This window comes from Gluconobacter sp. Gdi (genome assembly GCF_014132155.1).
Classification (GTDB): Bacteria; Pseudomonadota; Alphaproteobacteria; order Acetobacterales; family Acetobacteraceae; genus Gluconobacter.
Map to the genome: position 1 here is coordinate 1 of NZ_BLJQ01000008.1, position 24,857 is coordinate 24,857.

Consider the following 24,857-nt stretch of genomic DNA (forward strand, 5'->3'; position numbering starts at 1 on the left):
GCCCCCCACCAAAGTTCCAAATGCGGTCTATCGCGGTTCACCTAAAAACGTCTGCTTTCGGGCAGCCAACATCCCCACTTCGATGTCTCACTTGAGGCGGAAGCAGCAGGTCCGCTTACGCCTATTGTCGGTCCTAGATCAGCAACGAAGCGCGGCCTGAAATCTGCATGAAAACTGTTTTTTCGCTTTTGGACTTGCTACGGTTATGTGCCGGTATGTGATCCTGTTAGGCGGCTTTAGCCTCGAAAGCGAGAGGGCTGATGTTGCCGAGATATGAATGGCGCCGTCGCGGGTTGTAGAAGCCGTTGACGTACTGGAAGATGGCGGCGGTTGCCTGCTGCCGAGTGGGCCATGTCTGTCGCCAGAGTATTTCGGCCTTCAGGCTCTTGAAGAAGGTCTCTACGGCTGCATTGTCGAAGCAGTTTCCCCTGCCGGACATGGATGGCATCATTCTGTATTCCGTCAGTTTCTTCTGGAAATCGTGTGAGCAATATTGGCTGCCACGATCAGAGTGGAAAATACAGCCAGGCGATGGATCGCGCAGTCGCACCGCCATATCGAGCGCCCCGATAGCGAGATCCTTTTTCATCCGGTCGCTTGCCGCCCAGCCGATGACGCGTCGACTGAACAGGTCGATGACCACGGCGAGGTAGAGCCATCCTTCGGTGGTCCATATAGAGCTGATATCGCCTGCCCATTTTCGGTTGGGTGCGTTGGCCAGAAAGTCGCCGTCCAGAACATTGGCTGCAACACCAAGGGAATGACGGCTGTCAGTTGTGACCCTGTGGCGACGGGTGCGCACTGGGCGGATCCCGTTGAGTTTCATCAGCCGCCCCACACGACGTTCGCCGACATCGAGCCCCGCCTCCTTGAGTTCCATGGTCATCCGAGGACGACCATAGGTGGAGTTGCTCAGGACAAAATGCTCACGGATATGCGCCAGAACCTTCAAATCGGTGCGCTGGCGTTGGCAAACGGGTCTGGAAAACCAGGCGCGATAACCACGTGTCGATACACGCAGCACACGACACAGGCTCTCGATCGACCAACGGCTACGATGGATGCTCACGGATGAAGGCGAACCTCATATCTTTTGGCTCGCGAACAACTGTGTGGCTTTTTTTAAGATTTCCCTCTCCTCCCGCAAAACGCGGTTCTCCAGGCGTAGGCGCTCGTTCTCCCGGACCAGATCGGCCTGCGGTTCAGGCACTGACAGATCAGCGGTCCGATACTGCGAAACCCAGTGTCCCAATGTCGATTTTCCAATCCCCAGATCCGCCGCCACGCGGGTCCGTGACAAACCGCTGCTCAAGGCAATCCTTACCGCCTCACGGCGAAATTCTTCTGTGTGCGTCACTGCCATGGTCTCATATGTCTCCCGATGTGAGCTTAAAACGCTCAGTCAACCGGCACATAACCGTAGCAAGTCCAAGTCTGCTGGAACACAGAATATTCTTGGCACATCTTCTGCCCAGAATTCTTCGTCCACCGCGCAGTATGACCCTAATGTGTCGTTGAGTTCCGCACCGGGGATTGCAGTTATTAATTCCGATACAGCTCATTCCGCGGCAAGCAGCATGATCTACACAGCTAAAAATTAGTCTTGTGAGTCGGGGCCAGATCTACTGAGCCCCGACTTTTCCGTTTCGGAGCTCTAATCGCAGCAGTCGTACGCCCATCCTGATTTTGTCATTATGGAGTAACTGGGCTGTAAGGAACCGGCTGAAGGTTTCCATCAGGAATTCCGTAGCCTGAGCCAGTTGGCTTGTCGCCAACATAATCCACGTCATTCCACCAATAGGCGATCCAGCACGGAGCCGATATATTTCCTTTGTCGGTGACGTATTTTCCCCACTCATAGAGACGCACACAGCCGAACCTTTTGGCTAATTCGTTGGCAGCTTCTGCGGCACTTGATTTCTCGCTTGAGAAAATATTTACCAGCCCAGGAGAGCCTTCGTATTTATGGGCGGCGTCAATCGCATAGCGAGCTTTATGATCCCACGTCTTCATTATGCCGGGTAGCTTATAAATATCGTTTAACATCACGCGTCCATTTCACTGTAAAGGCATGAATTCATCCACGATTACAGCAGTTTTCTCCTTGTACAGCCACCCTCGTCTGTACTAAGATTCCTGCATGCCGAAAGCCTTGAGATCCCGCGCCGGACTCGGCGATACTCCATAAGACTTTCGAGCCATAAATCCCTATGCAAATTGGCATTCATTCCAACAGGAAAAGAGTGTTCTGTCCCAGCATGAGGTCTCTGAAATCTATTGTGGTATCCTGATACCGGTTTCGCTTGTGCTGATTGGGGCCTGATGATAGGTTGGGACTATGACCGAACCCACTGCAAACAGCGGCAAGAAGCGGAGAAAACCGCCAGCAGGCAAGCCATTCCAAAAAGGACAATCCGGCTCCATCAGGGCGACCCAAGGCTCTGAAAGAGGTTGTCGAGCTTGCGCGGTCTCACACCCTCACGGCCATCGAAGCGCTGGCACAGATCGTAGGCAAAGCAACCGTACCTGAAAGCGCGCGTATCTGCTGCTAATGCCCTGCCCGACCGCGCTTGGGGTAAACCAAAGGACACAGTGGCACTTGAGAACGCGGAATGTGGACAGCCTTTCCAGATTGTCATTCGCAAGCTGAGTGATGGCTGAGCTTTATATCCCGGCTTGTGGCTGCCTTCCGCGTGATTACCAGGCGGGGCTTTGAACCTATCTTGAGAATGGCGGGAATCGCGCTTACTAGGTCGCACATCGTCGGTGGGGCAAGGATGACGTCGCCCTGAACTGGGGGGGGGAGTTGTCTCTGCGCTCACGAAGGTCGGTAACTACTGGCACATGCTTCCCGAGGCGAGCCAGGCGCGTAAGGCCGTCTAGGACGCAGTGAACCCACACACCGGACGACGCCGCATCGATGATTCATTCCCGGCTGAGATCCGCGCCACGACCACAAAGGCAGGAGACCCCATAAATCTTCCGCCTGAATACTGGGACGCCTTGATGTAGTGCCCCGCTGCCTGGTTGGCTCCATCATATGGACAGGAAGCCTCTCCCACCGTAGCAACGTTTGCACGTGCGGCCGTGAATACGATCCGAACGGCCAATTTCCGCGCTCCGACATTGGGCGTTCCAACAATTCTTACCCCCGTTAATTCCCCAGTCTATTGGCGCGGCTTGGAGATCCAGAGACTATGATGAATCGTTATATTCTGGCTTTCGCCCTCTTCGTCGGTGCACCGGGCCTTGCATCCGCACAGTCTGTTCCGACGCTCTCGCCCCCCGTTACGCTTTCGGGTCCGACGGGTATGAAATCAGCCCTTGCGACCAAGGCTGACGTGAGTAATGGCCCCCTGAAATCTCCAAATATCATGGGCGGCACGCTTGATGGTGCCCAGAGCATCACGACCACGAGCGGCATCACGCAGTCCCTCGCATCTCTTCTGGGCCAGCAGATCAACGTTGTGAACTATGGCGCAGTCGCAGGCGGCACGGACAGCGGAACAGCCGTTCAGAATGCACTTTCGACCGCGGCAAACCGCTTTCCGGTTTACTTTCCGTATTCAGCGTATGGCTACACGATCAATTCAGGCGTCTATACGGGTAAGGAAATTGGGACGTGGCTGCTGAATGGCAACCGGATCACAGGCAATGCGATCGGCGTTCCGAGTGCTGGAACCGGGACACTCATCAGTCCCTATACGAACCCTTACCTGATCGCGACAGATCGGAAATCCGTCTATGACCCGGCCGCAATCCCGCAACCGAGTACAGGCGCGACGGCGGCGGAAAGCGTTGAATGTCTTCCAAATCGCGTAAACAGCCAGAACACGAACGTGAACCGCAACTGGATTGCCTGCCGGTATGTCGGGGCAGATACGGGATCTGGTGGCACGACATCGATTGATATCAGTACCGAAGTCGAGAACTGGGTCCTGAACGTCTCCGGGAACCACGGTCTGGCCTTCGAGATTGACACCAACTTCAATGCGGCAGTGACCGATGGACAGTGGACGACCGGGCTCTTTCTGACAGGTGGCGGCGCTGCGGGCACGAACGTGAACTCCGTTGCGCTGTCCATCATGCATGCCGCTTATGATGGTTCCTGGTTGCCTTGGACGACGGGGCTTTCAATTCGTGAGGCGACCAATCAGATCCAGCAGTACAAAGCCAGTGCTGGTGAAGCCGGGTTTTTCCAGCAGGCTTTCGATCAGTCCGGGAATACACTCTGGCAGGTCGATAAGAACGGCTATGCAAAAGCGGTCGGCTTTGTCTCCATGGCAACAGGAAATCCCGCATTCAGTGCTCGTGCGGCAAATGCTGATGATTTCGTTGCAACGCGTGCATCAGCTACCGATACCGGCTTCTTTTTCCGGGGGTATGATGAGAATGGCAATATTCTTGCTGCTGTTGACAAGCGCGGCGCTGCAACTGTCGCAGGCCTGATCAATACAAACCGTACGGGAGAGAGCGCATCAGCGACCTGCACTCCTGGTGAAATGCATGCGGACGATCTGAATCTGTATGTCTGCATCAGTACAGGAAAATACAAAATCGTTGCACTACAGGCGATCCAGTAATGGCCTTGCAACGCCTCAATCTATCCGGTGGCTCGTATGATGCGCGGGCCGTCTCGGTGGCGGCACAACGCTGCCTGAACCTGTATGGCGAGCCTGTTCCTGTTGAGGAGGGCGAGCCAGTCCGGTTTGCCTACTATCTGACACCCGGGCTGCGGAAAATTGCCCAGATGACGGGTGCGATCCGATGCCTTTACCAAACGACGCAAGGCGATCTGATTGTTGTCGCGGGCAGTCAGGTCTCGCGCCTGTACAAGGACGGCGCACTGACCTCAATCGGGACCATTTCGCCCGGATCAACGCCTGTCCGAATGAGCGATAACGGAACGTGCCGTTTCATCGTGGATGGAAGCTCAGGAAATGGGTGGTTCTGTTCCATGCCGTCTTCACCAGGTAGCTCAAAAGGTAGCACAACCACATTCAGTTATTCCGTGAATAGCGCGACCCGTTCGGGCTCGTAGTCTCTGACGATTATGAGCGCGTTTACGCTGTCTGCGAGTTATGTATACACCCTGTCTGGTACTGGGATTGCTGACGGAACGACAGTCACGGGCGTGTCGTCTGCCTTGTCCGCCACCACGTCCGGAGATGCGGCAGAAGGTACGCAGACGATTACCGTTCAAAGCGTCGTCTCTAACGTCGGCGGCTGCGCGATCGTTGGTGGAGGCATTGCGGCCGGAACAACCATTCTGGCGACGTCAGCCAATGCCGCGAATTCCAGTTACACCGATATGGAACTTTCTGCACCGACCTCGGCGGATACACCCGTAAATACCGTTCTCACGATCCTGTCCACGGCCGATCCGGACGCAGACATTACGACGCTCACCCTGTCGCAGGCGACGACGGCTGATATCGATGCTGCGGCCTCCGTCTCGATTGTGACATCCTCTCCCAACCCCTATGGCGCTTTGGTGAAGATCAGTGATGACGCGTTTTACGGCTCGCCGACCATCGATATTCTGGACACGTTCTTTCTGTTCGTGAACCCGAACACAACGAACTGGTACACGTCTCCGGCGCAGTTTGCTGACGAGAACCAGACACCATTTGATAGCCTCTATGTCGCAAGCGATGCGACGAGCCTGGGTACGATTATGGGGTTGGCCGTTATTGGTCAGTTCATATGGATTTTTGGTCGGTGGCAAATTGAAATCTGGTACGATAGCGGAGCGTCTGATTTTCCGTTTCGGCGCAGTTCGGGCGTTACGATTGAGGCCAGCCTTATCAGCCCGTACACGATTGCAAAGATACCCTCGACGCAAAGCACACTGAATGGTGCGCTGATGTGGCTGGGTCAGGATCGAAACGGCTACGCGCGCGTCTATCTGGGCGCCGTTGAGTCTGCGGCTCCTGTCTCGACATTCCCGGTTGAGGGTGCGTTGCAGGATATGCCCGATCTCTCTCTCTGTGGCGAGCGTCTATCAGCAGGAAGGCCATATCTTCTATGTCCTGATGATCCCAGGGCAAGCGGCTTCGTGAGTTTATGACGTTTCCACGACCCTATGGCATGAACGATGCTCTCTCGATGCTTCTGGCAATGAGAGCCAGTATCGTCCTTATTGCTGGGCTTCGGCCTACGGCAGAGTCTTTGCTGGCGATTACGAGAGTGGCACAATCTATGAGGCTGATCTCGATACGTTCACCGATAACGGCATGGCCATTAAGCGCCAGCGCGCCTTCCCTCACCTGCTGACAAACGGGACGCGAGGCATACACCGACGCCTTACGCTCGACATGCAGAGTGGCGCTTCTCAGTCCATAGAAGTGGATTGGTCTGATGATAGGGGCGCAACCTTCAACGCAGCGCAGACAGTTGCGCTTGGGGCGAGCGGGAACGGCTGGCCAACGCTCTGGCGTCTCGGAATGGCGCGTGACCGCGTTTACCGGCTGACATGGACTGACCCTGGGAATACGGCGCTGATGGGCGTCTTTCTTGATCTGGAGCCTGTACGGTCATGAGCACAGAGCCCAAGGATCTGAATAGCCCGCTTCCGATCCAAATTTACAATCAGGACGGGACGTTGACTGCGCAGGGTAAAGCGTTCCTGCGTCGTCTCTGGGAGCGCACGGGATATGCGCTCGGAACGGATAGCGCGTGGACGGCGCTTGAGGCTGACATTGCCCTTCTCTCTGCTGCGCAGGCGCAAAGCGTGGCGAATGCGGCTCTGGCTGAAGCGAAGTCTGCACTTGAACTGGCCCAACAGGTTCTCTTGCAGGCAACGTCAATTCGCACCGAGGCAGCAAAAGCATTGGAATTTTCAGACGATTCCGCTATTCTCTGAGTCACGGCACGCGGTAACGCTCAGGCGGCACAATCTCCCGATGAGAGCATGATCTTTGCGATCATGAAGCCCTGATGTCCGTTGTCGCGAAATCCCTTCAGCCTGGAACAACCCTGACCGCTTCCACTGCATCCGTCCTGACGGCAGGCGCAGGAACGACAGTCATTACAAGCGGCGTTCTGTCCAATCCAACTACGGCTGCGGTGTCGTTTACAATACAGGTCTAGCGCTCAGGCGGCGCGGCTCTGGATGTCGTACCGTCCCGATCTATCCAGGCCAATGGCACGGATCTGCTTCCCGAGCTGTCGAGCCTTGTCCTGACGAATGGCGACGTCTTGCCCGCCTCGGGTGCAGGGCTTGTCTGCATCGTGAATGGTTACGCCATGTCGTGATGACGGATGCTGAAATCCTGGGCGCTGTACCTCCGGAGAACGCGATCCTCTACCGGGACGGCGATGCAGTCGGGATGCTTCTGCCGATCACGCCGTCTGTCTGGGAGGTCCATTGCGGAGCTGCCCAGGCCATGCGTGGCAAAGCATCCCTCTCCGAATTCTGGTCGGATCACCCCGAGGTTCAGGAACTGATTGGGGTTATGAAATCAGAGCATCTGTACGCCCGGTACAGCGCGGCTCGGCTTGGCTTGGAGCGCGTCAACACAACCCCCATCACATGGCCGGACGGGACTGTCCGCAATACCGCCGATTACAGGATGAAACGCCCATGATCCGCCATTCCGTTGCTCAGGCTGATTACTTGCCGGGGGTTTGTTTTGATCCAGGAGCCGCTATCGGGGGCGGTTTATCCGCTGCTGGTACGGTGGCTGCTACGGCCATGCAGGTCAATGCCGAGAAGCAGGCGCGCGAGATTGCCGTCAACACGGCCAAGGAAGTCGCGCCGACGATCACGGACAGTGCCACCTCCGCCAACGCTTTGCTTGGAAACTATGCGTCCGCAGGTAACTCCGCGATCAACGCGCTGTCGAATGGGCTGACAGAAAGCCAGCTTCAGGCCACTCTTGGATACAAGTTCAACCTTCAGCAAGGCGAACAGGCTGCGACGAACAGCGCCGCCGCCCGAGGGTTGGCGAATAGTGGGGCAGCCCAGAAGGGTGCGGCGGCTTTGTCTCGGGCCTCGCTGACAGTACGTATCAGAACCAGTTCAACGACACGAACGCACTGGCGCAGGAGGGCTACAACGCCCTCAACCAGCAGGGCAACAACACCATGATGGCCGCGAACAATGCGGCTCAGGTCCGTATGGAAGGCGCGAATGGCGCCATGGCCACGACGGTTGGCGCAGGTAATGCGCTGGCCAGTGGGCTGAGTTCTATTGGAAATACAGCCAGCCAATACAGCCTTTACAATGCCCTTCTGGGCGGCAGGAGTACAGCTTCCCCTGCATCGGCCAGCACACTCACGGAGGCTGATAAGGGGACTGAAAGCGGCACGCCAATTGGTGTCGGAGGGTTCTATTAATGGCAGGCTTCAACACAAACGCACTCTGCCGACACCGCTCACGCAGCAGACCAATCTGCTTGAGTTCGCAACCCAGGCGATCGGTGTTCGCAATGCGCTACTCGGTAATAAAATCCAGCAGGCGAAGTATGATGCCGATATGGCGCAGGGAAATGCCCTGCTCGGCGCCACAAGCCCGGACGGCCGTACAGATTATGCCAAGGCCCGTGCTACAATGGCCGCTGACCCGGCTGCCGCATATGGGGCATCGCGGGCCGTGCGCGAACAGAACGCGGTGCGTGCGGACGATCTCGCCAACACGGAAGCCTGGACATTCGTCAATGACACGGTGAACTCCGCAGGACGGGAGATCGACCGGACATTCGGTGTTGGCGTCCCTCACCTTGTGAGCTGGGCCACGTCTCTTGGTCATCACATGGACAATCCAGTTTCACGTGTGGCGCATGACGTGGGTGATTGGGTTGCCTCCAAGGAAGATGGCGACGAAGCGGCGCGCAAGAATGATTATGGTGCTCCCTACACGGATGCAGCCGGGACGATGCTTGGCGCGGGGTTGGCAACCGCGCTTGGTGGCCGTGCCGTGCGCCCTGCTGCTGCGGCGCTTGATGAAACGAGGGCCGGTCGTGTTGTCGCAAATGCGCTGACTGGCGAAGGTCCGTCTGCGATGAAGTACGCGAATAACGCTATTGCGGCAGGTGTGCAGACCGGTCTCGCAGGCGGGGACTGGAAAGACGCAGCAGCCCTGACGCTTGGCCTCGGTGCGGCTGGAAAGCTTGGGAGCAAAGTCCTTTCGCCTGTCACGGATCGGGCCTCTTCGGCACTCCGTCGTGCCGGGGATTATCTGGACCCGCAAGGCGCGGCTGCCAGAGGAGTAGAAGAAGCCCCTACAGAAATTGGGCGGCCTGCCAGCACGTCGGTACAGAAGGCGGAAGAGAAAGCCCAGATCAAGGCTATCTCCAAGGTTGGTGCCTTCAGTGACCCGGAGAAAGCCGCAGATGCCATCATGAAGGCCTTCACGAGTGAGGATGGAACGCGGCTTTATCAGGCGCAGGTTCCGGGTGTCTTCCACACGACTGCGGTACGCACACAGGATGCCAAAATGGCGGGCTTGGAAAACAACCTGCGCGATCTTTACCCAGATGCGTTCAAGACGCTCGATAGCGCAAATGATCACGCCTACACGCAGCATCTGCGGGAGACGATTGGCACGCCGGAGCAGATCCACAATCTGGAAGCCGAGCGTTCAGCCTTCGAAGAGGCACAGCGAACCAAGGCTTTCGAAAACGAAGAAGCCGTGCCGGTGGGCGCGCTTCATTCGATACTGGATAGCCACATCTCTGCCAATAAAGGCAATGAGCCCGTTCGTCAGGCCATCATGAAAGCCAAGAAGGCGCTTGAGGAAGTGACGTTCGCCAAAGAAAATCCGTCGCCTACACATACCCTTTGGAATGAGCCGAAAGACCCTGTTCGTTGGGCAAATCCGTCTGATCTTTGGAATGTCCGCAAGGCCATCGGTTATGGCCTTCAGAAAGCCGCAGCCGGTGAAGACGGGCATATGCGTGCAGCGGCTGCGCGTCTCTCTCCCTTCATGGATGACCTTGCACACCATATCGACCAGGGCGCACCGGGCTTTCATGACTATCTGGCAGGTTATTCGCAGCGCTCAGGCACCATCGACAGCCTGCGCTTTCTTCAGTCGCGCGGCCTGATGCAGCCTTCGACAAATGCTCCGACGGGTGAGAGCGTGAATTACACGGCGCTGAAGAACCTCATCAAGCAGATCGACAAGAACGAGGTTTCAGTTGCGACCAAAGGGACGGATGCCGTCACGCCTGAGCAGGAAGCGCGCATTCGGACGCTTTACCGTGACATGCTTGCAGAGCGCACCATGCGAGACGCGGGCGGATCCGTGGGGTCAAAGACCTTCAAGGCAGGGATGACGCAGCGCCAGAAGGAAATCCGAGGCGGGAATGCGGGTGCTGTTCTTAGCACCGCAGGAGGTCTTGCTGGGGTGCATGAAGGAGGAACTGGTGTTGGAGCAGTTTCTGGTGCCCTATTCCACGGTTTTAATCACCTTTCCAATCACGCCTTCGCCAATCGTCGCTTGACGAAGATGGAACAGGCAGAACAGAAGGTTATTAATCCCCTATTGAGTCAGTCTCGATAATCGAACCGAACGCCATTTAGAAACCGATCCGTCTTTTCCGCGCGGTATCGGCGAATGGTGTAAGGCATGAAGAATGCTACAGCCAACAGAACAGTGCTTATCCAGTAGTCAGAACCGTATTCTACATGATGAAAAATGACGTCATCGTACGTGTGGCTACAGCGAGAAAAGCAGGTGCCGGCAAAGCCTCCCCTTCCGCCCAGAAGAAGCACCAGGCCGCAGCCACGACGAGATAAAGGAAGATCATGCGAGGATTATCGCAACTCTATGCTTATTGGACAACGTTTTTTACTATCATTGCGTTATCCAACAAGTCGAAGCTAGGTCAATAAGTCATCAGGCTAATGATATACGTACAAATTCACTTACCAAATCGATTTTCTCAGGAAGAAATTTTCCGATTTCGCCTTTAACTATTTTTTCTTCCAATTCGTCTAAGGTCCGCGGGACATCGGACCAACATGCAGGAATATCGGTAAATTTATATTCCCACCAATTGGAAGCGAGGAGACGTTCAATCAGTGCATCTGAGAAACGCATCTTAATAATTCTAGCAGGAACACCCCCAACGACTGCGTAAGGAGGAACATCCCTTGTAACCACTGCTCCGGAGGCAACAATTGCCCCTGTCCCAATCGTCACACCGTCTCTAATTGATACGCCCGAACCTATCCAAACATCATTTTCAATTCTAGCACAAATGGGATGCTCAACAGGGTAGTCTTCTATTTTAAAATCCGCTCCGAAGTCCTCTCGAGCAAGTTTTTCCCAGATATTACCATATGTAAAAGTACTTGTAGTCAAACGCTTGGACGGATGATCGTCCCCCATTCGACGAACACGCTCAGCTATGCTGCAATATCGTCCTATAACGAAGTTCTGCGCAAGTTTACTTTCGGTGTAAGAAAATGCTCCCATACTGCAAAAGCCATCTCGTGGAAGAGAAGCATAGGGCTCTACAAGAATTTTATGATCAAACCTAATGCTTGATCCAAAAGGTATTACACCACGAATATTAAATCCTGGCGCCAAAAATATCCTTTTCTCAAAACAGAAATCTTCCATTTCTTTTGTCCATGATATCATTACAGGATAATGATTCACGATGTGTTCGGATTTTCTGAATACTCTTAATTCGTTACCTTCGTCATGCAACAAAAATTTTCCAGAAAGCTCTACTATAGATCCGCTTTCTATAAGAACGTCTAAAAGAATGCTTGTCTCACCACGGTCGCTAAAAATAGCAATTTTTCCGTTTTTTATTCCCCAAGATGTTTCAATCGGGTGCTGATAACCCGTGATGGTGCCATTTTCATTAAATTTGAAAAAAGAACCGAAAATATGCCCGGATGAAGTCCCGTAAAGCCATACGGTTTCGTCGATTAATTTTTTTAGTATTCCTGCCTCGGTTTCTTTTTCTATCGCTATATCTAATTTTTCTGGATGATTTGTAGTCATTGTTTCTTCTGAGTCACCATCTGGGGCAATCATATTCTCTCCAGTATTTTATAACGATTCGTATCTTTTTCTTACAATTAAGTTTTATCATGTCATATGGAGAGGACTAGGTCTAAAAAATGAAATATGCGGCCACTTTCTTTTGGGCTTCGAAAGGGAATATCGCGAATTTTATGCTGTTCCCCTTGTACTGATTTCTGGACATCCCGAGCGCCAACGTAGCCTTGTCGTTGCCTGACTAGGTCACGTTGACAAAATGCTCAGCCCCGAGCCTTGCGGCGGCGAGGCCGAGGAAGTTCATGAACGACAGGGCAGTTTTGTCGTAGCGGATTGCGATACGGCGCATCTGCTTGTGTCTGTTGAACATCCGCTGGATGCGGTTGCGGTAAGGCTACCAGTCTGCTTTCTGAGGCGGCACTTCGGCCCCTTTGCGTGGGCGACTAAATGCTTCCGTATGGGCCCCGCTTTTGCGTCTGTGGCCTATGAATGGGGCCGGCACCACCGTGCTGTCGACCGTATGCTGCCCAGTCATCAGCCAGCCTCAGATCCATACAGGTTTGCAATAGAGCGCCTCCAGACGGCTCAATGACAAAACTGGGCATACACGAAGTTCCACTTGCCGTAGCGTTCATGCATGTCTCGCCACGGACAAACGACGCGCAAGTCATGCAGCATACCATTGAGAAACCGGCGGTTATCTCCCGCGGGTCATGCTCAACCGTTCGCCCTCAGGAGGCAGAAGCGTACCAATAACGTTGATCGCCTCGGGCCATACCCCTTTACTACCCTGCCTTTACTGAGGAAGCCAGTGAATCAGATATTGCCTCAGACCGACAAGTCTTTTGTCAACGTGACCTAAGCTTAATCTGGTCTACACTTACAGCAATCGTACAGTTAGCCGGATTTTATTGGCCGTGTGGTCTAAGGTGAGTGCCAGTCTTGCCATCATTCCAGAGGGCGTTTCCCCGCCTCTTTTGCGCGAATGGAAGTCGTAGAGCTTCTATTTCGCACCCTTTGGGGTGAGGCGGTGTTTTACAATCATGCACCATTCAAGGATATTCGCTGTTGCTTCCTCTGCAAATTCCGCAATGAGATACGAAGGAATTTGTTTGATACAGAACGAGATGAAGGCTGCGCCGATGAGTGCTCCAACTATTTTTTTCATATGACCTCCGATGATCTGAAGACATTTTTTCCACTTTTATTTGAGAAGAGCAATAGAATTTCCCTCGCGCTGAACTTCTGAGTTCCAGTGTGATCTCAACATGGCATGATTCGCGTGTGGCGGGTCATAATCTGGTCAAGATATCTCATCATGCACCGCCCTTTGAAAGAATCAGTTATGAATGCTGTGTGGTGCGCAGCCGAAGCCAGTGAGTTGATCTCCAAGAATGCCCTTACGCCTGACTTCATCTGACGGGCGGCGCGGTGTCGCAACTCTTTCATACACTCGAAGGTATTTATCTTCCCCCAAAGACAGTAACCAATTTAACAAGCAGGACGGTGCTATTGGGTCAGCTTGCGTATGCAAAAATAGCGGCAGAAATCTATGAAGTGTCGGGTAGGCAAGAGAATTTTCTGGGATTGTGATGAATTACAATTGCTCGGCATTGACGTTAGCACTCTCGTCTCGAGCCAGATCCTGTCGTAGCACTCAAAAGGCAGGGCAATCAAAAGGGCTCAGGGCAACATGACCGGGCTCGCTAAAGGCACCAGCAGCATAAATCTCCGTGGTGTCACGGATCTGGAGAGGCTTTTTCCAGCGTCTTTATGGCAGCAGGCGCCCTATCATTTCGCGATGTGTCATTCGTTATGTGTCTTTTATAAAGCCAGAACTTAGAGATCAAAGCGAGCATTAAGAGAAATTGTTCTGGGCGCTCCCGGAAATAAATTTCTGTTCCCACGGCTGAGCCAATAACGAACATTTCCTATATTTTCTACTGTTGCCCTTAGAACTACATGATGATTGCCAATTTTTGTGCTGTAAGCGGCACCTATATTCCCCACAATATAAGACGGTAGCCTAATCGTGTTTGCCGCATCTAACCAACTCCGGGAAACGTAATTGAAGCCTGCGTTGACGCTTAGGCCTTTGATGGCTTCCAGGCGATATTCCGTATTGAATGCGGCTTGAAATGGAGCAACAGCTTCCAGTTTATGCCCTTGGTAGCCTGCGGTGGCTTGAACATATCGCGCATCCAGATACGCAATACTGCCGTTGATATTCAGATTGCGCGTTACCAACCAGGAGCCAGCGGCTTCAACCCCCTGATAGCGGGACAGTCCGTCCTGAACATAATAATTCTGGGCGTTGGTGTAAGCCGCTCCCGTGTCCATGCGGAACACTGCGAGCGTTCCATTCCATGCTTTCTTCTGTATTTTTACTCCTAGCTCATACTCGTCACTACGGATTGGCCCGAAAACCTGCATATAATTGACGTTGGAGGCCCCCGCCTGCCCTCCAGATTGCATGGCCTGCACCCAGCTAAAATAGGTGTTTATCTCCGGGGTGATTTTGTAGCTGAGAGACACCAATGGCGTGACGGGATTATTTCTGTGGGCGGCTGTCTGCTGGCCTGACGTCGAAAAGTCGTTTTCCAGATAGTTCGTATATCGCCCTCCTGCCATGAGAGACCAGCGATGATAAGTGATTGTGTCGCTCCAGAACGGAGCCACCTGTTGGTAATCAATGTAGCGATACATGCGAGGATTAAAGTTGCTTGCGCTCGTCAATGTAGGGCGATCACGGAAGATATTGCCGTATTCAACAGGATTTTTAGCCCCTGAATTGGCATCTGCATCAAACATCTGCCGCAGCCAGGTGATGCCGGCAATTACATCATGATGGAGTGGCCCTGTCTCGAAGTGTCCCTGAGTGGTCGCATCCACCTGATGGTAAGTCAGCACACGCACCATCTCGAAAGCGCGGCTCATATAATCGCCGTTTGTTCCCGTAAACGTCAGTTGGTTGGACGGGAATTTTTCATCGAGATGGGTGTAGCCGTATGTTAGATGAGCGCTCCAGTTCCGGGAAAAATCCCAGTCGAAGCCCGTACTAAAGCGCTTCATGTCATTGGTTTTCCAGGAGTCTTTGGCGCCAAATGCCTCGCGACCGCTCATCGTCCGTACGGCTCCGACCCCGTTGGCAGATGCAATCGTATTCACCATCCCTTTCTGAAGGGTATTCAGATAGAACGTGTTGAAATGCCAGTGCAGATTATTCGTAATCCGGACGTTCGTTGTGAAAGACAAGGACAGATTGCGCAGGAAGCTGTCATTCACCTGATTCCCGACTTCGCTGGCGAAAACAAATCGCGTCTGTATGCGATGGGCATTGTCGAGAGACCCTCCAACATCCAGCATCTGCCGAAACACCGCATCGGAGCGATAACCTGCTTCAAGCGTCAGCTTTCGTGTCTCAACCGGAGCTTTCAACTGGTAATCAAGCACACCGCCTGGTGAGCCAAACCCGTACATAAATGCTGAAGCACCCTTGATCACTTGGATATGATCAAAATTGGCCAACGGTAGGTCAATGTACCAGTAGGGAATGGCCAGACCATCAATCTTGTAACCATTCGTCCAGTCCAGGTTGAGGCCACGAACTCTGACGCTGGACCCGGACGCCGTGGAGGAGCCGTTTGAATTCGCCTGGACCCCTGGCTCATACCGCATGACGTCATTGATATCCGAAGCCTGCATCTGTTCAATTCGATCGGCAGAGATTGTGCTGACTGAAAAAGGCGTATCGAACTCAGATCTGGTCCCGAATGCCCCCAGAGGGACTTTACGCGCCAACTTGGGCGCATGACGGGTGACATGAACCGTCACGGATTCCTGTGTCTGACTTCGAATATCATGCGGCACAGCCCGCTGTGGCGGCGCACTCGCTATGGAGGGAATGGTCGAATGATTATGTGTTTGTACCTGTTTCCGTAGGGCGTGATGGATCGTCGCGGCTGACGATAGATCGGGCAAAGTAACAAGCAGAAGAGCGCGCAGGCTAAAACGCCGCATGACAAGTATATCCTTGAAAAATTTGAAATTTCAGCCTGAAGTGCGACGGAGCCTGTCTTCCTGCTCCACCAGAGATCGAACCTTGGGAATGAGATCCCGGCCATACCGAATGGCATCCGTCAGGGGGTCGAAACCCCTGATGAGAAAGGTCTCAATCCCGAGACGATAGTATTCGAGTAAACTCTGAGCGACCTGTTCCGCCGTTCCGACCAAAGACGTGGAATTCCATCGACCGCCAGTAACCTGCGTCACACCTGTCCAGAGGCGTTCGTCATGTCGTGCAGATTTCGCAGCAATCGCCTGTAGTCGCCGGGACCCTTCATTTGTTGGAAGGTTGTCGGCCGTTGGGCGTGCGCCTGCGTGGTCAAGGGCTATTCCGCTTTGTGTTGGCAGAATGGCTGCCTGTCATTTTTCAATCTGCGTCTGAATGACCGCAGCGCGTTCCCATGCTTCTTCTTCCGTATCTGCAATGATTGGACGAAACGAGATGGAGAACCGCAAGGAGCGATTATACTTCTGACCAGCCGCGCGTACTTTTCCAACGAGTTCTGCAGCACTGGCCAGGGGCTCTCCCCATAAGGCATATCCGTCGGCGAGTTCGCTTGCGACCTTGATCGCCTCCTCGGAGGCCCCACCGAAATATAAGGGGATGCCGTTCGATTGGTAGGGCAGCACAGCCGAAGAGGCGCCACGCAGACGATAGAATTCTCCATCATGATCAAAAGGTGATCCCCCCGCCCATTCTCGGCGAAGAATTTTCAGATATTCCGCAGTTCGTTGATAGCGCTCTGGTTTTGACAGATGGTCTCCGTCAGCTTCGAGTTCGCGATCATTCCCGCCCGTTATGATGTGGACAGCTACCCGTCCTCTACTGAGGTGATCCAATGTTGCAAACTGTCTTGCGGCCAATGTGGGGGCTGTAAAACCCGGACGATGCGCAATGAGCAGCCCCAACCTGGATGTTACGGATGCTGCATGTTGGGCAATCAGAACGCTATCAGGAGAGGTCGAATGGAACGCAACCAATGCCCTGTCAAAACCGGCACGCTCATGAAGTAACGCCGTTGCAGCAATGTATGCGGGATCAACAGCAGGCCCAGGAAGGTCCAGAGTTTCTGTCTGTTCACGCGCACTGACGTAACCAATGAATTCGACAGGCATAAACCACTCCATTTGAAAGTGATTTCATTTTAATTACTTTTTATTTTCATAAATCTTAAAAATGGAAACCTTAGTCCTGAAGATATGAAATGTTTCCACGTTCCATGTCAGTCTTGTTGGACCCACAAAATGCGATAATGGAATATTTCGAATAAAAAACCATAAGATAAGGATATTAAATATTTTTGTTTATAATATTGCAGTTTAGAAGTGCAAAATTAAATCAATTAATCAGAAAAAAGCAATACATTTGAATAAATCTACATTTTAATTGTATGCTTATTGACAGGATAAGAAATAGAATTTCAGGGACATTCTTGCGTTTTGTAGGTGTTTCTGAGGCATGCCTTTTCTTTCTGAAAAAAATCTTCTTTTTCCTGCTACAGGTAGGAATTCTCTGCCTTCCCTTTTGGGGACAACATGCGGCATCGCAGCATTCATGGGCGTCATTATCCACCAGGCTCATGCTGCGACCGTCCCTTCCCGATCGCTCCATAGGACACAGCATCCTGCTTCGTCATCACGAGAAACGCATCAAAAACAGCGGCTTTCGCCCAGTCGCCCCGCGATAGTGCAAGCCAAAGGCTTAGGTGAATCGTTTTCAGTTCACGGGCGGTCTTACGCCGCGCGACGAGCCGCAGCCCTGCAAAAGACGCCACAATCGGCAAGTTTGCTGTCTGCATCACAGCTCGAACGATTGGGCGTTCAGAATACCAAGCAACTCGCCCGGCTCACACCCAATCTTTATATTCCGAACAATATGCCAGGCTACGCAGTTCTGAATTACTTCATTCGAGGCATTGGTGAGATTGATCCACAAGGTGAACCCTCAGTTGGCACCTATCTCGACGGGGTCTACCTTCCTCGAAACATGGGCAACATGCAGGAACTTCTTGATGTGGCTGACATCGAAGTAGACCGTGGTCCTGTCGTATTTTCCGGACATCAGTCGGAGGGAGGAGCGGTCAGGATCAATACCCTCGTTCCCACCAATCAGAGGCGCTTCGTCGCGCAGACTGGATATGGAACCTATAACGAGTACCAGATTGGTGTTGCAGCCAGTGGTGCTCTCGTAAAAGACAAAGTCTACGGAAGTATAGCATTTGGCCGTCATGCCCGAGGCGGGATCGATCATAACTATACGGTTGGGAAAGACACCAATAACATCGATTATACCCAGGCCCGCGGAAAGCTACGCTTCACGCCTAACGAGGACCTGGACATTACCCTTGCTTTCGATGGCACAATAGATGGCAGCACCAACAAGGGTGTCGGAAACCTTCTGAACCCTTATATCTACGGGAATTATAATCAGCTTTTTCCGAAAAATAACTACAGTGAAGCTGGTTTCATCGGGAACGTGAGATATACGCTTTCCCCACATCTGAAGCTCTATTCCATCACGGGTATCAGAGGATACGACGACAAAGGAATTTACGACAACACTGGTGATTATTATTCCCGGACATCCCAGCCTCTTTATTACAAGGATAGAATGTATTCTCAGGAGCTGAAGCTTCACGGAGATTACGGCAAGGTTGATTTTAATGTCGGCGCATACTTCATGTATGAAGACTGGTTCACTCAACGCTGGGCCAATAATTCTTCGGGGACGGCAACCAATGATCCGGCGAAGATCCGTTATGCACCAGTTTATGCCGTCATTGATCAGGTCACACGAAACTGGGCGCTTTATGGGGAAGCGAATTATCATATCACGCGTGCCCTGACCTTCACTGCCGGACTGCGCTTTAACTGGGAGAACCATTCAAATTCTGAGACTTTGAATTATCTGGCGCCAGGTCCTTCGCACCAGTCAACGCCGGCCAACCAGCTTTCCTATATTCTCTGGGGAGTGCCGGGTGATCTGGCCTGGCAGGTTTCAGATCGTAAAAGCTGGATCCAGCTTCTCCCGAAAGGCACGCTGACTTATCAGGTTCGTCCAAACCTGATGACATATGCTTCCATCTCCCAGGGTGGGAAATCAGCAGGATATGATTTTCGGGCACAGAGCCCAACGGCGTCCGGAAGCCTTCAGGCCTCCACACCCTATAATCCGGAGATCGTTACAACCTACGAAGTGGGCCTTAAAAGTGATCCCCTGCCCGGTCGGGTCCATTTCAATGGGGCTCTCTTCTGGAACCAGTTTGACGACATCCAGCTAACCACCACAGATCCATCAAATGGGCTTGCGCGGCGTTTTAATGCAGGAAAGGGTCATTCCGTAGGCGCCGAAGCAGAGACTTTTGTCCAGATCACTCGCGATCTGGATCTGCATTACACAGCGTCTTACCTTTATTCTGCGTTAGATAAATTCCGTGGACGCGTTAGCCGGACGGTTCTTGCTAGCGGTCAGGTCTATAACAATACGCCGTATGCAGGCGCTCCCCTCCCTTACTCCCCACGGTTCCAGACGATGGGATCTCTAACCTATAAAATTCCGGTTCGGCTGCCCGGAGTATTCCGTATTGGCGCGGATGTTTCATTCCAGACTGCGCTTTACACCAGTTCTCAAACCAATCCGCAGAACCGTCTGACGCCGCAGACTTATGTAAACGCCATGGCAAGCTGGACCAGCCCTGACAAGCGCTGGTTCCTGCAGGCTACTGCCCGAAATCTGCTTGATCGGCGGTATCTGCAAAGCACAACGTTTGTTCAGGGAGGGGGCGTGCCCGTTTATGAATCGGCACAGTTTGCTGACCCAAGAACAATCTATGTGACTGCGAAGTTTACCCTCTAGCAGAAATAACCCTACCTAAAAATCTTGGTTCAGGAGGTTTATAGGTAGGGGAAAATATCTTTATTCAGAATAATAAAATGCATTGATTAATTTTTATCATTGGAAATTTAATCAATGCATTTTTATGTTTGGTTTAAATAATAATTTCAACGTGCACAAGCAATAATATTTAGGTGTGATTTCATGTCCCTGTCTTCGTCTGCCGTAAAGCGTCGTAGTTTTCTTGGCCTCGCATCTGCTGCTGCGGGTTCGAGACTGTTGCCCCAGGGGCTGGCGGCTCAGACAGAAGACATCTCCCACATTACGCTGAGAGCGGCCACGTTCCGCGGGGCGGACCAGACGCTTCTTAAAGAAACGAGACTTGATGACTTTCCCTACAAGGTCAGTTTCAGCGAGTTCAACTCAGGAAACATCATTGCTCAGGCCATTAATGCCGATGCCTTGGATATCGGCGGCTGGAGCGAAATTCCGATGGTCTTTGCGGCTACATCCGGAGCACGGATTTCCATTGTTGCAACGCTGGAGGGGCCGACAACCGATCAGGTTCTGCTTGTTCCGACACAGTCGACTGCGAAATCAATCAAGGAGCTTAAAGGCAAGAGAATTGGCTATATCAAGGCCACAACAGCCCATTACTTTCTGATCCGGATGCTGGAGCAGCATGGTCTTTCCTGGCACGACATCACGCCTGTCGCGCTCAGCATCAGCGAAGGGCTGACGGCCATGAAATCAGGCAGCCTCGATGGATGGGCAACATATGGATATGCCATTCAGATGCTGGAATCTGACGGAACGGCTCGCATCTTGCAAAGTGCTGCTGACATTCTTTCAGGCCATTATTTCATTGGTGCCAATCCGCTCCGTCTGAAAGATCAGGCCTTCCGCGCCGCTGCAGCAGATTATCTTGGGCGGCTCAACAAGGCTTATTCCATCTTAAGTCACGATAAGCCGCGCTGGGCGCACGCTGTATCCCCCGTGATTCAGGTGCCTGAACCTCTGGTATTGAACTATCTGCAAAACCAGAACCGCCCCTATTATCTGCGCTCCTGGCATAAAAACGACATTACCTCGGCGCAGGAGATAGCAAACACCTTTGTCAGAAGCGGTTTCCTTCCCCCTGGAACAGATCCTGCGTCAATCTTCTCTCCTGTTCTCTCCGATGCGCTGGATCGCCAGAGTTCCCGTCTGTGAAGTTCTCGTCGTCTCTTCGGCTGGAGGCAGACGTTCTGATTATCGGTGGCGGGCTGGCAGGATGCTGGGCGGCCATTACCGCAGCTCAGACGGGCGCCAGAGTTGTTGTTGCTGAAAAAGGATATTGTGGAACCGCAGGGGTAGCAGCCTCTGCTGGCCCAGGGCACTGGTTCATCCCTCCTGACGGAACCCTTCGCCGCGATGCTATTGCCCGGCGCCTTGAAACCGCACAGGGACTGGGCGATGCGGACTGGATGGAAACTATTATTGACCGGACATTCCGAACCCTGCCCACCATTGCCAGCCATTATCGCTATACGCAGGATGATAACGGGAAGGTCAGATACCATGCCCTGCGTGGCCCGGAATATCTTCGCGCTCTTCGCCAGAAGGCGCTGGATTGTGGTGTCACTGTACTGGATCATAGCCCTGCCCTGGCCCTGCTTCGCCATGGGGATACCAGTATCGCGGGCGCTACGGGGGTATCTCTGAAATCAGGACATGATCAATGGATCGTCCGTTCTGGTGCTACCATTCTGGCTACCGGAGGGTGTGCTTTTCGATCCCACCTTCTGGGGAGTGCAAACAATACCGGAGACGGGCTTCTGATGGCCGCTGACGCTGGGGCCTGTTTCTCCGGAATGGAATTTTCGGCCTTTTTCACGATCGTTCCGGCCAACACGACAATGGCCCGAACCATGATCTATAGTTTTGCGCGATATTATGATGCTGCCGGTCATGAACTTGAACGACCGCCTGGCTCACACGACAATAGCTTTCTCGCCAGAGCTTTGAAAAAGGGGCAGGTCTTCTGTGATCTCTCGGGCGTCCCAGAGGACATTCGCAGACAACTGCCGCAGATTTCTCCAAATGTGCCGATAACTTTTCAGCGCCTTGGAATAGATCCTTTTTCCCAAAAATTCCCCGTTTCTCTGGTGGGTGAAGGAACAATTCGTGGCGTCGGCGGCATCCGCGTCATGGACAGGCACAGTGGCTGTGGGGTTCCGGGGCTCTATGTCGCTGGCGATGTAGCTTCGCGAGAACCTGTAACTGGGGCCATATCAGGAGGTGGTGCCGTCAATGCGGCCTGGGCCCTGTCTTCCGGTTGCATCGCAGCAGAGGCTGCTGTTGCTTACACACGCAGGCAGCGACGCTCCCTGAAAGAGCCCGTCACACTGCCAGAATACGAAGCCATTGCCGGGGATTCCACGGCCGTCGAACACGCTGTTCAGCGTGAAATGCTGTCTCCAAATAAACAGTATTTCCGAACAGCATCATCCCTGAAACAGTCGTCTCAGGCACTGGAAGACGCGTGGGAGCGTCTGTCGCTTGGCGATGTCCATCAGGCAGGAGCGCGCGCACGGCTTCGACATCAGGAATTGAAGGCCCTCACGGCGGTTGCGCGCTGGTGTACGGCAAGCGCTCTGGCCCGGAAGGAAAGCCGGGGACTTCACTATCGCTGTGATGCTGAAAGTGTAGCCATGCCCGCCCATATTCTGAGCGGCGGCCTTGCAAAACCGTGGACCCGCTCGGTCCCAGCGAAAGTACCCTCATGATTGAACTGATTGTTGAGACCCGTTGCACGGCCTGCAATATCTGTGTGGAGGTCTGCCCACGCGATGTTTTAAGCCCTCGCGAAGGACAGCCGCCCATCATTGCCTATCAGGTAGACTGCCAGACCTGTTTCCTGTGCGAGCTTTACTGCAAAACAGACGCCATTTACGTTCATCCAGACGCCACCCAGGCGCATCCACAGAATGCGGAGATTTTGGAAGCATCAGGCCTGCTGGGAGAGTATCGCCGGAATTCTGGCTGGGATGAGTGGTCAGTTCATGAAGAGCTGAGAAATCAGCACTGGCGTATGGAAGATGTCTTTCGACGTGCCAGATCACCCTGAGACCCATTGAGGGGAGACAAAGGTCTCCCCTTTTGTTTTTTATCCGGCAGCGCGTGATGGCTGTGCTTCAAGAGTAGCAATTTTCTCCCGGACAAGCGGAATAAGATCACGACCGTAACGTCGCGCATCTTCCAGCGGCTCAAATCCCCGGATCAGGAAGTTGTCGATACCCAGCTTGTAATATTCCACCAGAGCGTCTGCGACCTGTTCAGGCGTCCCAACCAGCCCGGTCGAATTTCCGGCAGCGCCGGTCAGGCTGGCAACCCCCGTCCAGAGACGTTCATCCCGCCGGCGGGTAGTCGCCGTTTCCAGCAAGCGGCGTGAACCATCATTCGGCGGTTGATGACCTGTGACGGGCAGTCCAGACTGTTCTCGGGCTGCACGCACAAGATTTTCGACCTCCTCTGCCCGCTTCCAGGCAGCATCTTCCGTATCCGCGATAATTGGACGCAGAGACAGGGAAAAACCAATTGTTCGACCATGGCGAGCAGCAGAAGACCGTACACGACTGACGATTTCGCGGGTTGCGTCCAACGTTTCCCCCCACGTTGCATAAACGTCAGCATGTTTTCCCGCGACATCCAGAGCTTCAGCAGAAGTGCCACCGAAGAAAACCGGAAGATTCTGCGGGTGAATGGAACTCTGTGCCTGCCGAATATGATAGAAACGCCCGTCATGATCGAACGGTGTGGAAGCACTCCATTCCTGCTTCAGAATATCGAGATATTCGTCGCTGCGGACATAACGTTCCGCCTTGGTTGTACCGACGTCCCCGTCGCGGGCCATTTCAGTATCTGCGCCCCCGGTGATGATATGAACGGCCACACGGCCCTGCGAAAGCTGATCAAGCGTTGCGAGCTGCCGAGCGGCAAGTGTAGGCTGCGTAAAGCCAGGGCGATGTGCGACCAGAAAACCCAGCCGGCTGGTTAAAGCCGCTCCATAAGCTGCCACAAGCTGGCTCTCGGGTGAATTGGAGCCAAACGGAATCAGGACGCGGTCAAAGCCGCCCTCTTCCTGAACCTGCAAGGCTTCGCGAACGTAGGAAAGATCCAGCGCGCGATCGCGCACGCCTGCATGAATTTCAGATCTATTATTGAAACCAATATAACCGATGAAGTTAACCATAACGATTCTCCATTTGTATTATCTCTTCATCGTAAAATAAAAATATTCGAAATAATCGTGATTTCGGAAAAGGATATTCATTAGAAAAACTGGACGAAAGCGCCCTCCCTAAAGAAGGAAAGGCGCGGTCTTTGTCTTACTGACCGTCAGGGCTGAAACGTCCTTCAAAAGCGACTTTCTCAAGCGGCAGGCGATCGGAAGGCTGTTCACGCTGACGGAGCCCTTCCGGCAGGGCGGCGGCATCGGCCTGACGGCCAATCACAAGAGCTGCATGCACCTCATAATCCTCCGGAAGTTCCAGTCCTGCCTGAGCCAGATCGTGGTCGAAGCCACTGATCGGATGAACGGCCCATCCCGCCTGTGAGGCCTGAAGCTGTATGAGAACAGAAGCGGCACCGGCATCAAAAGCATGCGTCGGCACCGGAGAAGGTTCACCTGTTCTATCAGAGATGGTGATTGTTCTGGACACTATGTAAATGATCGCTGAGGCATTTTCGGCCCAGCTTCGGTTGAACGGGATCAGCCATGACAGGAACCGTTCCCAGTCCGGCGTGTTCCGGCGTGCGTGAATGAAGCGCCAGGGCTGGAGATTGTAAGCTGAAGGTGCCCAACGTCCCGCATCCAGAAAAACTTGCAGGTCTTTCGGATCAATTTCCTCAGGCTGAAAGGCCCGTGGAGACCAGCGATTGAGAATAACCGGCAGGATAGAAGACTCCGGAGCACGGTCAGGGGCAGTCGTCATGGAATTGGCCTTATCAGAA

Annotated in this window: 22 protein-coding genes and 3 pseudogenes; 15 read left to right on the forward strand and 10 right to left on the reverse strand. The window is 53.3% G+C overall.

The features are described 5' to 3' along the window. Positions 1 to 226: 226 nt before the first annotated feature. Positions 227 to 1,363 (reverse strand): annotated as a pseudogene (locus tag JN414_RS12675) (IS3 family transposase). A 329-nt stretch (positions 1,364 to 1,692) separates the two neighbouring features. After that, a complete protein-coding gene (locus JN414_RS12680) occupies positions 1,693 to 2,046 on the reverse strand; it encodes a hypothetical protein (RefSeq protein WP_202208214.1) in 354 nt (117 codons plus the stop codon). A 1,151-nt stretch (positions 2,047 to 3,197) separates the two neighbouring features. Here JN414_RS12680 and JN414_RS12685 point away from each other — a divergent pair. The 10 genes from JN414_RS12685 to JN414_RS12730 all read left to right on the forward strand — a co-directional run bounded on the left by JN414_RS12685 (position 3,198) and on the right by JN414_RS12730 (position 10,507). Continuing rightward, positions 3,198 to 4,583: a hypothetical protein gene (locus JN414_RS12685; protein ID WP_237390053.1), complete on the forward strand. Its 1,386-nt coding sequence runs from the start codon at positions 3,198 to 3,200 to the stop codon at positions 4,581 to 4,583. After that, on the forward strand, positions 4,583 to 5,041 hold the full coding sequence (locus tag JN414_RS12690; RefSeq protein WP_202208215.1) for a hypothetical protein: 459 nt from the start codon (positions 4,583 to 4,585) through the stop codon (positions 5,039 to 5,041). The genes JN414_RS12685 and JN414_RS12690 overlap by 1 nt, the downstream gene beginning before the upstream one ends. A gap of 12 nt (positions 5,042 to 5,053) precedes the next feature. Next, the gene (locus JN414_RS12695; protein WP_202208216.1) at positions 5,054 to 6,070 is read left to right on the forward strand and encodes a hypothetical protein; all 1,017 of its coding nucleotides are present in this window, start codon (positions 5,054 to 5,056) and stop codon (positions 6,068 to 6,070) included. Positions 6,071 to 6,236: 166 nt separating this feature from the next. Next, on the forward strand, positions 6,237 to 6,542 hold the full coding sequence (locus tag JN414_RS12700; protein WP_202208217.1) for a hypothetical protein: 306 nt from the start codon (positions 6,237 to 6,239) through the stop codon (positions 6,540 to 6,542). Further along, positions 6,539 to 6,865, forward strand: coding sequence for a hypothetical protein (locus JN414_RS12705; protein ID WP_202208218.1), 327 nt, complete (start codon positions 6,539 to 6,541; stop codon positions 6,863 to 6,865). Before JN414_RS12700 ends, JN414_RS12705 begins: the two co-directional genes overlap by 4 nt. Before the next feature lie 74 nt (positions 6,866 to 6,939). Beyond that, positions 6,940 to 7,092, forward strand: coding sequence for a hypothetical protein (locus JN414_RS12710; protein ID WP_202208219.1), 153 nt, complete (start codon positions 6,940 to 6,942; stop codon positions 7,090 to 7,092). Positions 7,093 to 7,253: 161 nt separating this feature from the next. Next, a complete protein-coding gene (locus tag JN414_RS12715; RefSeq protein WP_202208220.1) occupies positions 7,254 to 7,589 on the forward strand; it encodes a hypothetical protein in 336 nt (111 codons plus the stop codon). Beyond that, positions 7,586 to 8,092 carry a hypothetical protein gene (locus tag JN414_RS12720; protein WP_202208221.1) on the forward strand — a complete coding sequence of 169 codons (507 nt, stop codon included), beginning with the start codon at positions 7,586 to 7,588 and terminating at the stop codon, positions 8,090 to 8,092. The genes JN414_RS12715 and JN414_RS12720 overlap by 4 nt, the downstream gene beginning before the upstream one ends. After that, complete coding sequence (locus JN414_RS12725; protein WP_202208222.1) at positions 8,089 to 8,340, forward strand: hypothetical protein; 252 nt, start codon at positions 8,089 to 8,091, stop codon at positions 8,338 to 8,340. Before JN414_RS12720 ends, JN414_RS12725 begins: the two co-directional genes overlap by 4 nt. After that, positions 8,321 to 10,507 (forward strand): hypothetical protein, encoded by a 2,187-nt coding sequence (locus JN414_RS12730; RefSeq protein ID WP_202208223.1) that lies wholly within the window; start codon positions 8,321 to 8,323, stop codon positions 10,505 to 10,507. Before JN414_RS12725 ends, JN414_RS12730 begins: the two co-directional genes overlap by 20 nt. Before the next feature lie 336 nt (positions 10,508 to 10,843). On the opposite strand, the gene JN414_RS17200 is transcribed toward JN414_RS12730, so the two are convergent. Next, a complete protein-coding gene (locus tag JN414_RS17200) occupies positions 10,844 to 11,998 on the reverse strand; it encodes a CatB-related O-acetyltransferase (RefSeq protein WP_304599243.1) in 1,155 nt (384 codons plus the stop codon). A gap of 223 nt (positions 11,999 to 12,221) precedes the next feature. On the opposite strand from JN414_RS17200, the gene JN414_RS16940 reads away from it, so the two are divergent. Next, positions 12,222 to 12,554 (forward strand): hypothetical protein, encoded by a 333-nt coding sequence (locus JN414_RS16940; protein ID WP_237390054.1) that lies wholly within the window; start codon positions 12,222 to 12,224, stop codon positions 12,552 to 12,554. Here the strand turns inward: JN414_RS16940 and JN414_RS17255 are convergent. From JN414_RS17255 to JN414_RS16950, 5 genes and pseudogenes are all read right to left on the reverse strand, one after another. Continuing rightward, a pseudogene (locus tag JN414_RS17255) lies at positions 12,548 to 12,652 on the reverse strand (IS5/IS1182 family transposase); the annotation flags it as partial. The gene JN414_RS16940 and the pseudogene JN414_RS17255 overlap by 7 nt on opposite strands. Before the next feature lie 313 nt (positions 12,653 to 12,965). Next, a complete protein-coding gene (locus JN414_RS16945; RefSeq protein ID WP_237390055.1) occupies positions 12,966 to 13,130 on the reverse strand; it encodes a hypothetical protein in 165 nt (54 codons plus the stop codon). A 671-nt stretch (positions 13,131 to 13,801) separates the two neighbouring features. Continuing rightward, positions 13,802 to 15,982 carry a TonB-dependent siderophore receptor gene (locus JN414_RS12750; protein ID WP_237390056.1) on the reverse strand — a complete coding sequence of 727 codons (2,181 nt, stop codon included), beginning with the start codon at positions 15,980 to 15,982 and terminating at the stop codon, positions 13,802 to 13,804. A 30-nt stretch (positions 15,983 to 16,012) separates the two neighbouring features. Beyond that, positions 16,013 to 17,143, reverse strand: a pseudogene (locus JN414_RS12755) (LLM class flavin-dependent oxidoreductase). 449 nt (positions 17,144 to 17,592) lie between these two features. Next, on the reverse strand, positions 17,593 to 17,826 hold the full coding sequence (locus JN414_RS16950; protein WP_237390057.1) for a hypothetical protein: 234 nt from the start codon (positions 17,824 to 17,826) through the stop codon (positions 17,593 to 17,595). Between JN414_RS16950 and JN414_RS12760 the strand changes: the two genes are divergently transcribed. The 4 genes from JN414_RS12760 (at position 17,814) to JN414_RS12775 (ending at position 22,971) form a co-directional block, all read left to right on the forward strand. Further along, complete coding sequence (locus tag JN414_RS12760) at positions 17,814 to 19,883, forward strand: TonB-dependent receptor (RefSeq protein WP_237390058.1); 2,070 nt, start codon at positions 17,814 to 17,816, stop codon at positions 19,881 to 19,883. The genes JN414_RS16950 and JN414_RS12760 overlap by 13 nt on opposite strands. 183 nt (positions 19,884 to 20,066) lie before the next feature. After that, the gene (locus JN414_RS12765; RefSeq protein WP_202208230.1) at positions 20,067 to 21,074 is read left to right on the forward strand and encodes an ABC transporter substrate-binding protein; all 1,008 of its coding nucleotides are present in this window, start codon (positions 20,067 to 20,069) and stop codon (positions 21,072 to 21,074) included. Continuing rightward, entirely contained in the window at positions 21,071 to 22,630 is a 1,560-nt protein-coding gene (locus tag JN414_RS12770) for an FAD-dependent oxidoreductase (RefSeq protein ID WP_202208232.1), read from the forward strand. The genes JN414_RS12765 and JN414_RS12770 overlap by 4 nt, the downstream gene beginning before the upstream one ends. After that, complete coding sequence (locus JN414_RS12775; RefSeq protein WP_202208234.1) at positions 22,627 to 22,971, forward strand: ferredoxin family protein; 345 nt, start codon at positions 22,627 to 22,629, stop codon at positions 22,969 to 22,971. Before JN414_RS12770 ends, JN414_RS12775 begins: the two co-directional genes overlap by 4 nt. Positions 22,972 to 23,010: 39 nt before the next feature. Here the strand turns inward: JN414_RS12775 and JN414_RS12780 are convergent, their stop codons facing one another. Both JN414_RS12780 and JN414_RS12785 read right to left on the reverse strand, forming a co-directional pair. Further along, positions 23,011 to 24,096: an LLM class flavin-dependent oxidoreductase gene (locus tag JN414_RS12780; RefSeq protein WP_202208236.1), complete on the reverse strand. Its 1,086-nt coding sequence runs from the start codon at positions 24,094 to 24,096 to the stop codon at positions 23,011 to 23,013. A 136-nt stretch (positions 24,097 to 24,232) separates the two neighbouring features. Next, positions 24,233 to 24,838 (reverse strand): nitroreductase family protein, encoded by a 606-nt coding sequence (locus tag JN414_RS12785; RefSeq protein WP_202208238.1) that lies wholly within the window; start codon positions 24,836 to 24,838, stop codon positions 24,233 to 24,235. Positions 24,839 to 24,857: the final 19 nt, after the last annotated feature.

Coding starts and splice junctions, on each gene's coding strand:
- JN414_RS16940 (WP_237390054.1), top strand. CDS start 12,222: ATGCTCAGCCCCGAGCCTTGCGGCGGCGAGGCCGAGGAAGTTCATGAA.
- JN414_RS12685 (WP_237390053.1), top strand. CDS start 3,198: ATGATGAATCGTTATATTCTGGCTTTCGCCCTCTTCGTCGGTGCACCG.
- JN414_RS12710 (WP_202208219.1), top strand. CDS start 6,940: ATGTCCGTTGTCGCGAAATCCCTTCAGCCTGGAACAACCCTGACCGCT.
- JN414_RS12765 (WP_202208230.1), top strand. CDS start 20,067: ATGTCCCTGTCTTCGTCTGCCGTAAAGCGTCGTAGTTTTCTTGGCCTC.
- JN414_RS12725 (WP_202208222.1), top strand. CDS start 8,089: ATGATGGCCGCGAACAATGCGGCTCAGGTCCGTATGGAAGGCGCGAAT.
- JN414_RS12780 (WP_202208236.1), bottom strand. CDS start 24,096: ATGGTTAACTTCATCGGTTATATTGGTTTCAATAATAGATCTGAAATT.
- JN414_RS12720 (WP_202208221.1), top strand. CDS start 7,586: ATGATCCGCCATTCCGTTGCTCAGGCTGATTACTTGCCGGGGGTTTGT.
- JN414_RS16945 (WP_237390055.1), bottom strand. CDS start 13,130: ATGAAAAAAATAGTTGGAGCACTCATCGGCGCAGCCTTCATCTCGTTC.
- JN414_RS12690 (WP_202208215.1), top strand. CDS start 4,583: ATGGCCTTGCAACGCCTCAATCTATCCGGTGGCTCGTATGATGCGCGG.
- JN414_RS16950 (WP_237390057.1), bottom strand. CDS start 17,826: ATGCAGACAGCAAACTTGCCGATTGTGGCGTCTTTTGCAGGGCTGCGG.
- JN414_RS12700 (WP_202208217.1), top strand. CDS start 6,237: ATGGCCATTAAGCGCCAGCGCGCCTTCCCTCACCTGCTGACAAACGGG.
- JN414_RS12695 (WP_202208216.1), top strand. CDS start 5,054: ATGAGCGCGTTTACGCTGTCTGCGAGTTATGTATACACCCTGTCTGGT.
- JN414_RS12775 (WP_202208234.1), top strand. CDS start 22,627: ATGATTGAACTGATTGTTGAGACCCGTTGCACGGCCTGCAATATCTGT.
- JN414_RS12785 (WP_202208238.1), bottom strand. CDS start 24,838: ATGACGACTGCCCCTGACCGTGCTCCGGAGTCTTCTATCCTGCCGGTT.
- JN414_RS12680 (WP_202208214.1), bottom strand. CDS start 2,046: ATGTTAAACGATATTTATAAGCTACCCGGCATAATGAAGACGTGGGAT.
- JN414_RS12750 (WP_237390056.1), bottom strand. CDS start 15,982: ATGCGGCGTTTTAGCCTGCGCGCTCTTCTGCTTGTTACTTTGCCCGAT.
- JN414_RS12705 (WP_202208218.1), top strand. CDS start 6,539: ATGAGCACAGAGCCCAAGGATCTGAATAGCCCGCTTCCGATCCAAATT.
- JN414_RS17200 (WP_304599243.1), bottom strand. CDS start 11,998: ATGATTGCCCCAGATGGTGACTCAGAAGAAACAATGACTACAAATCAT.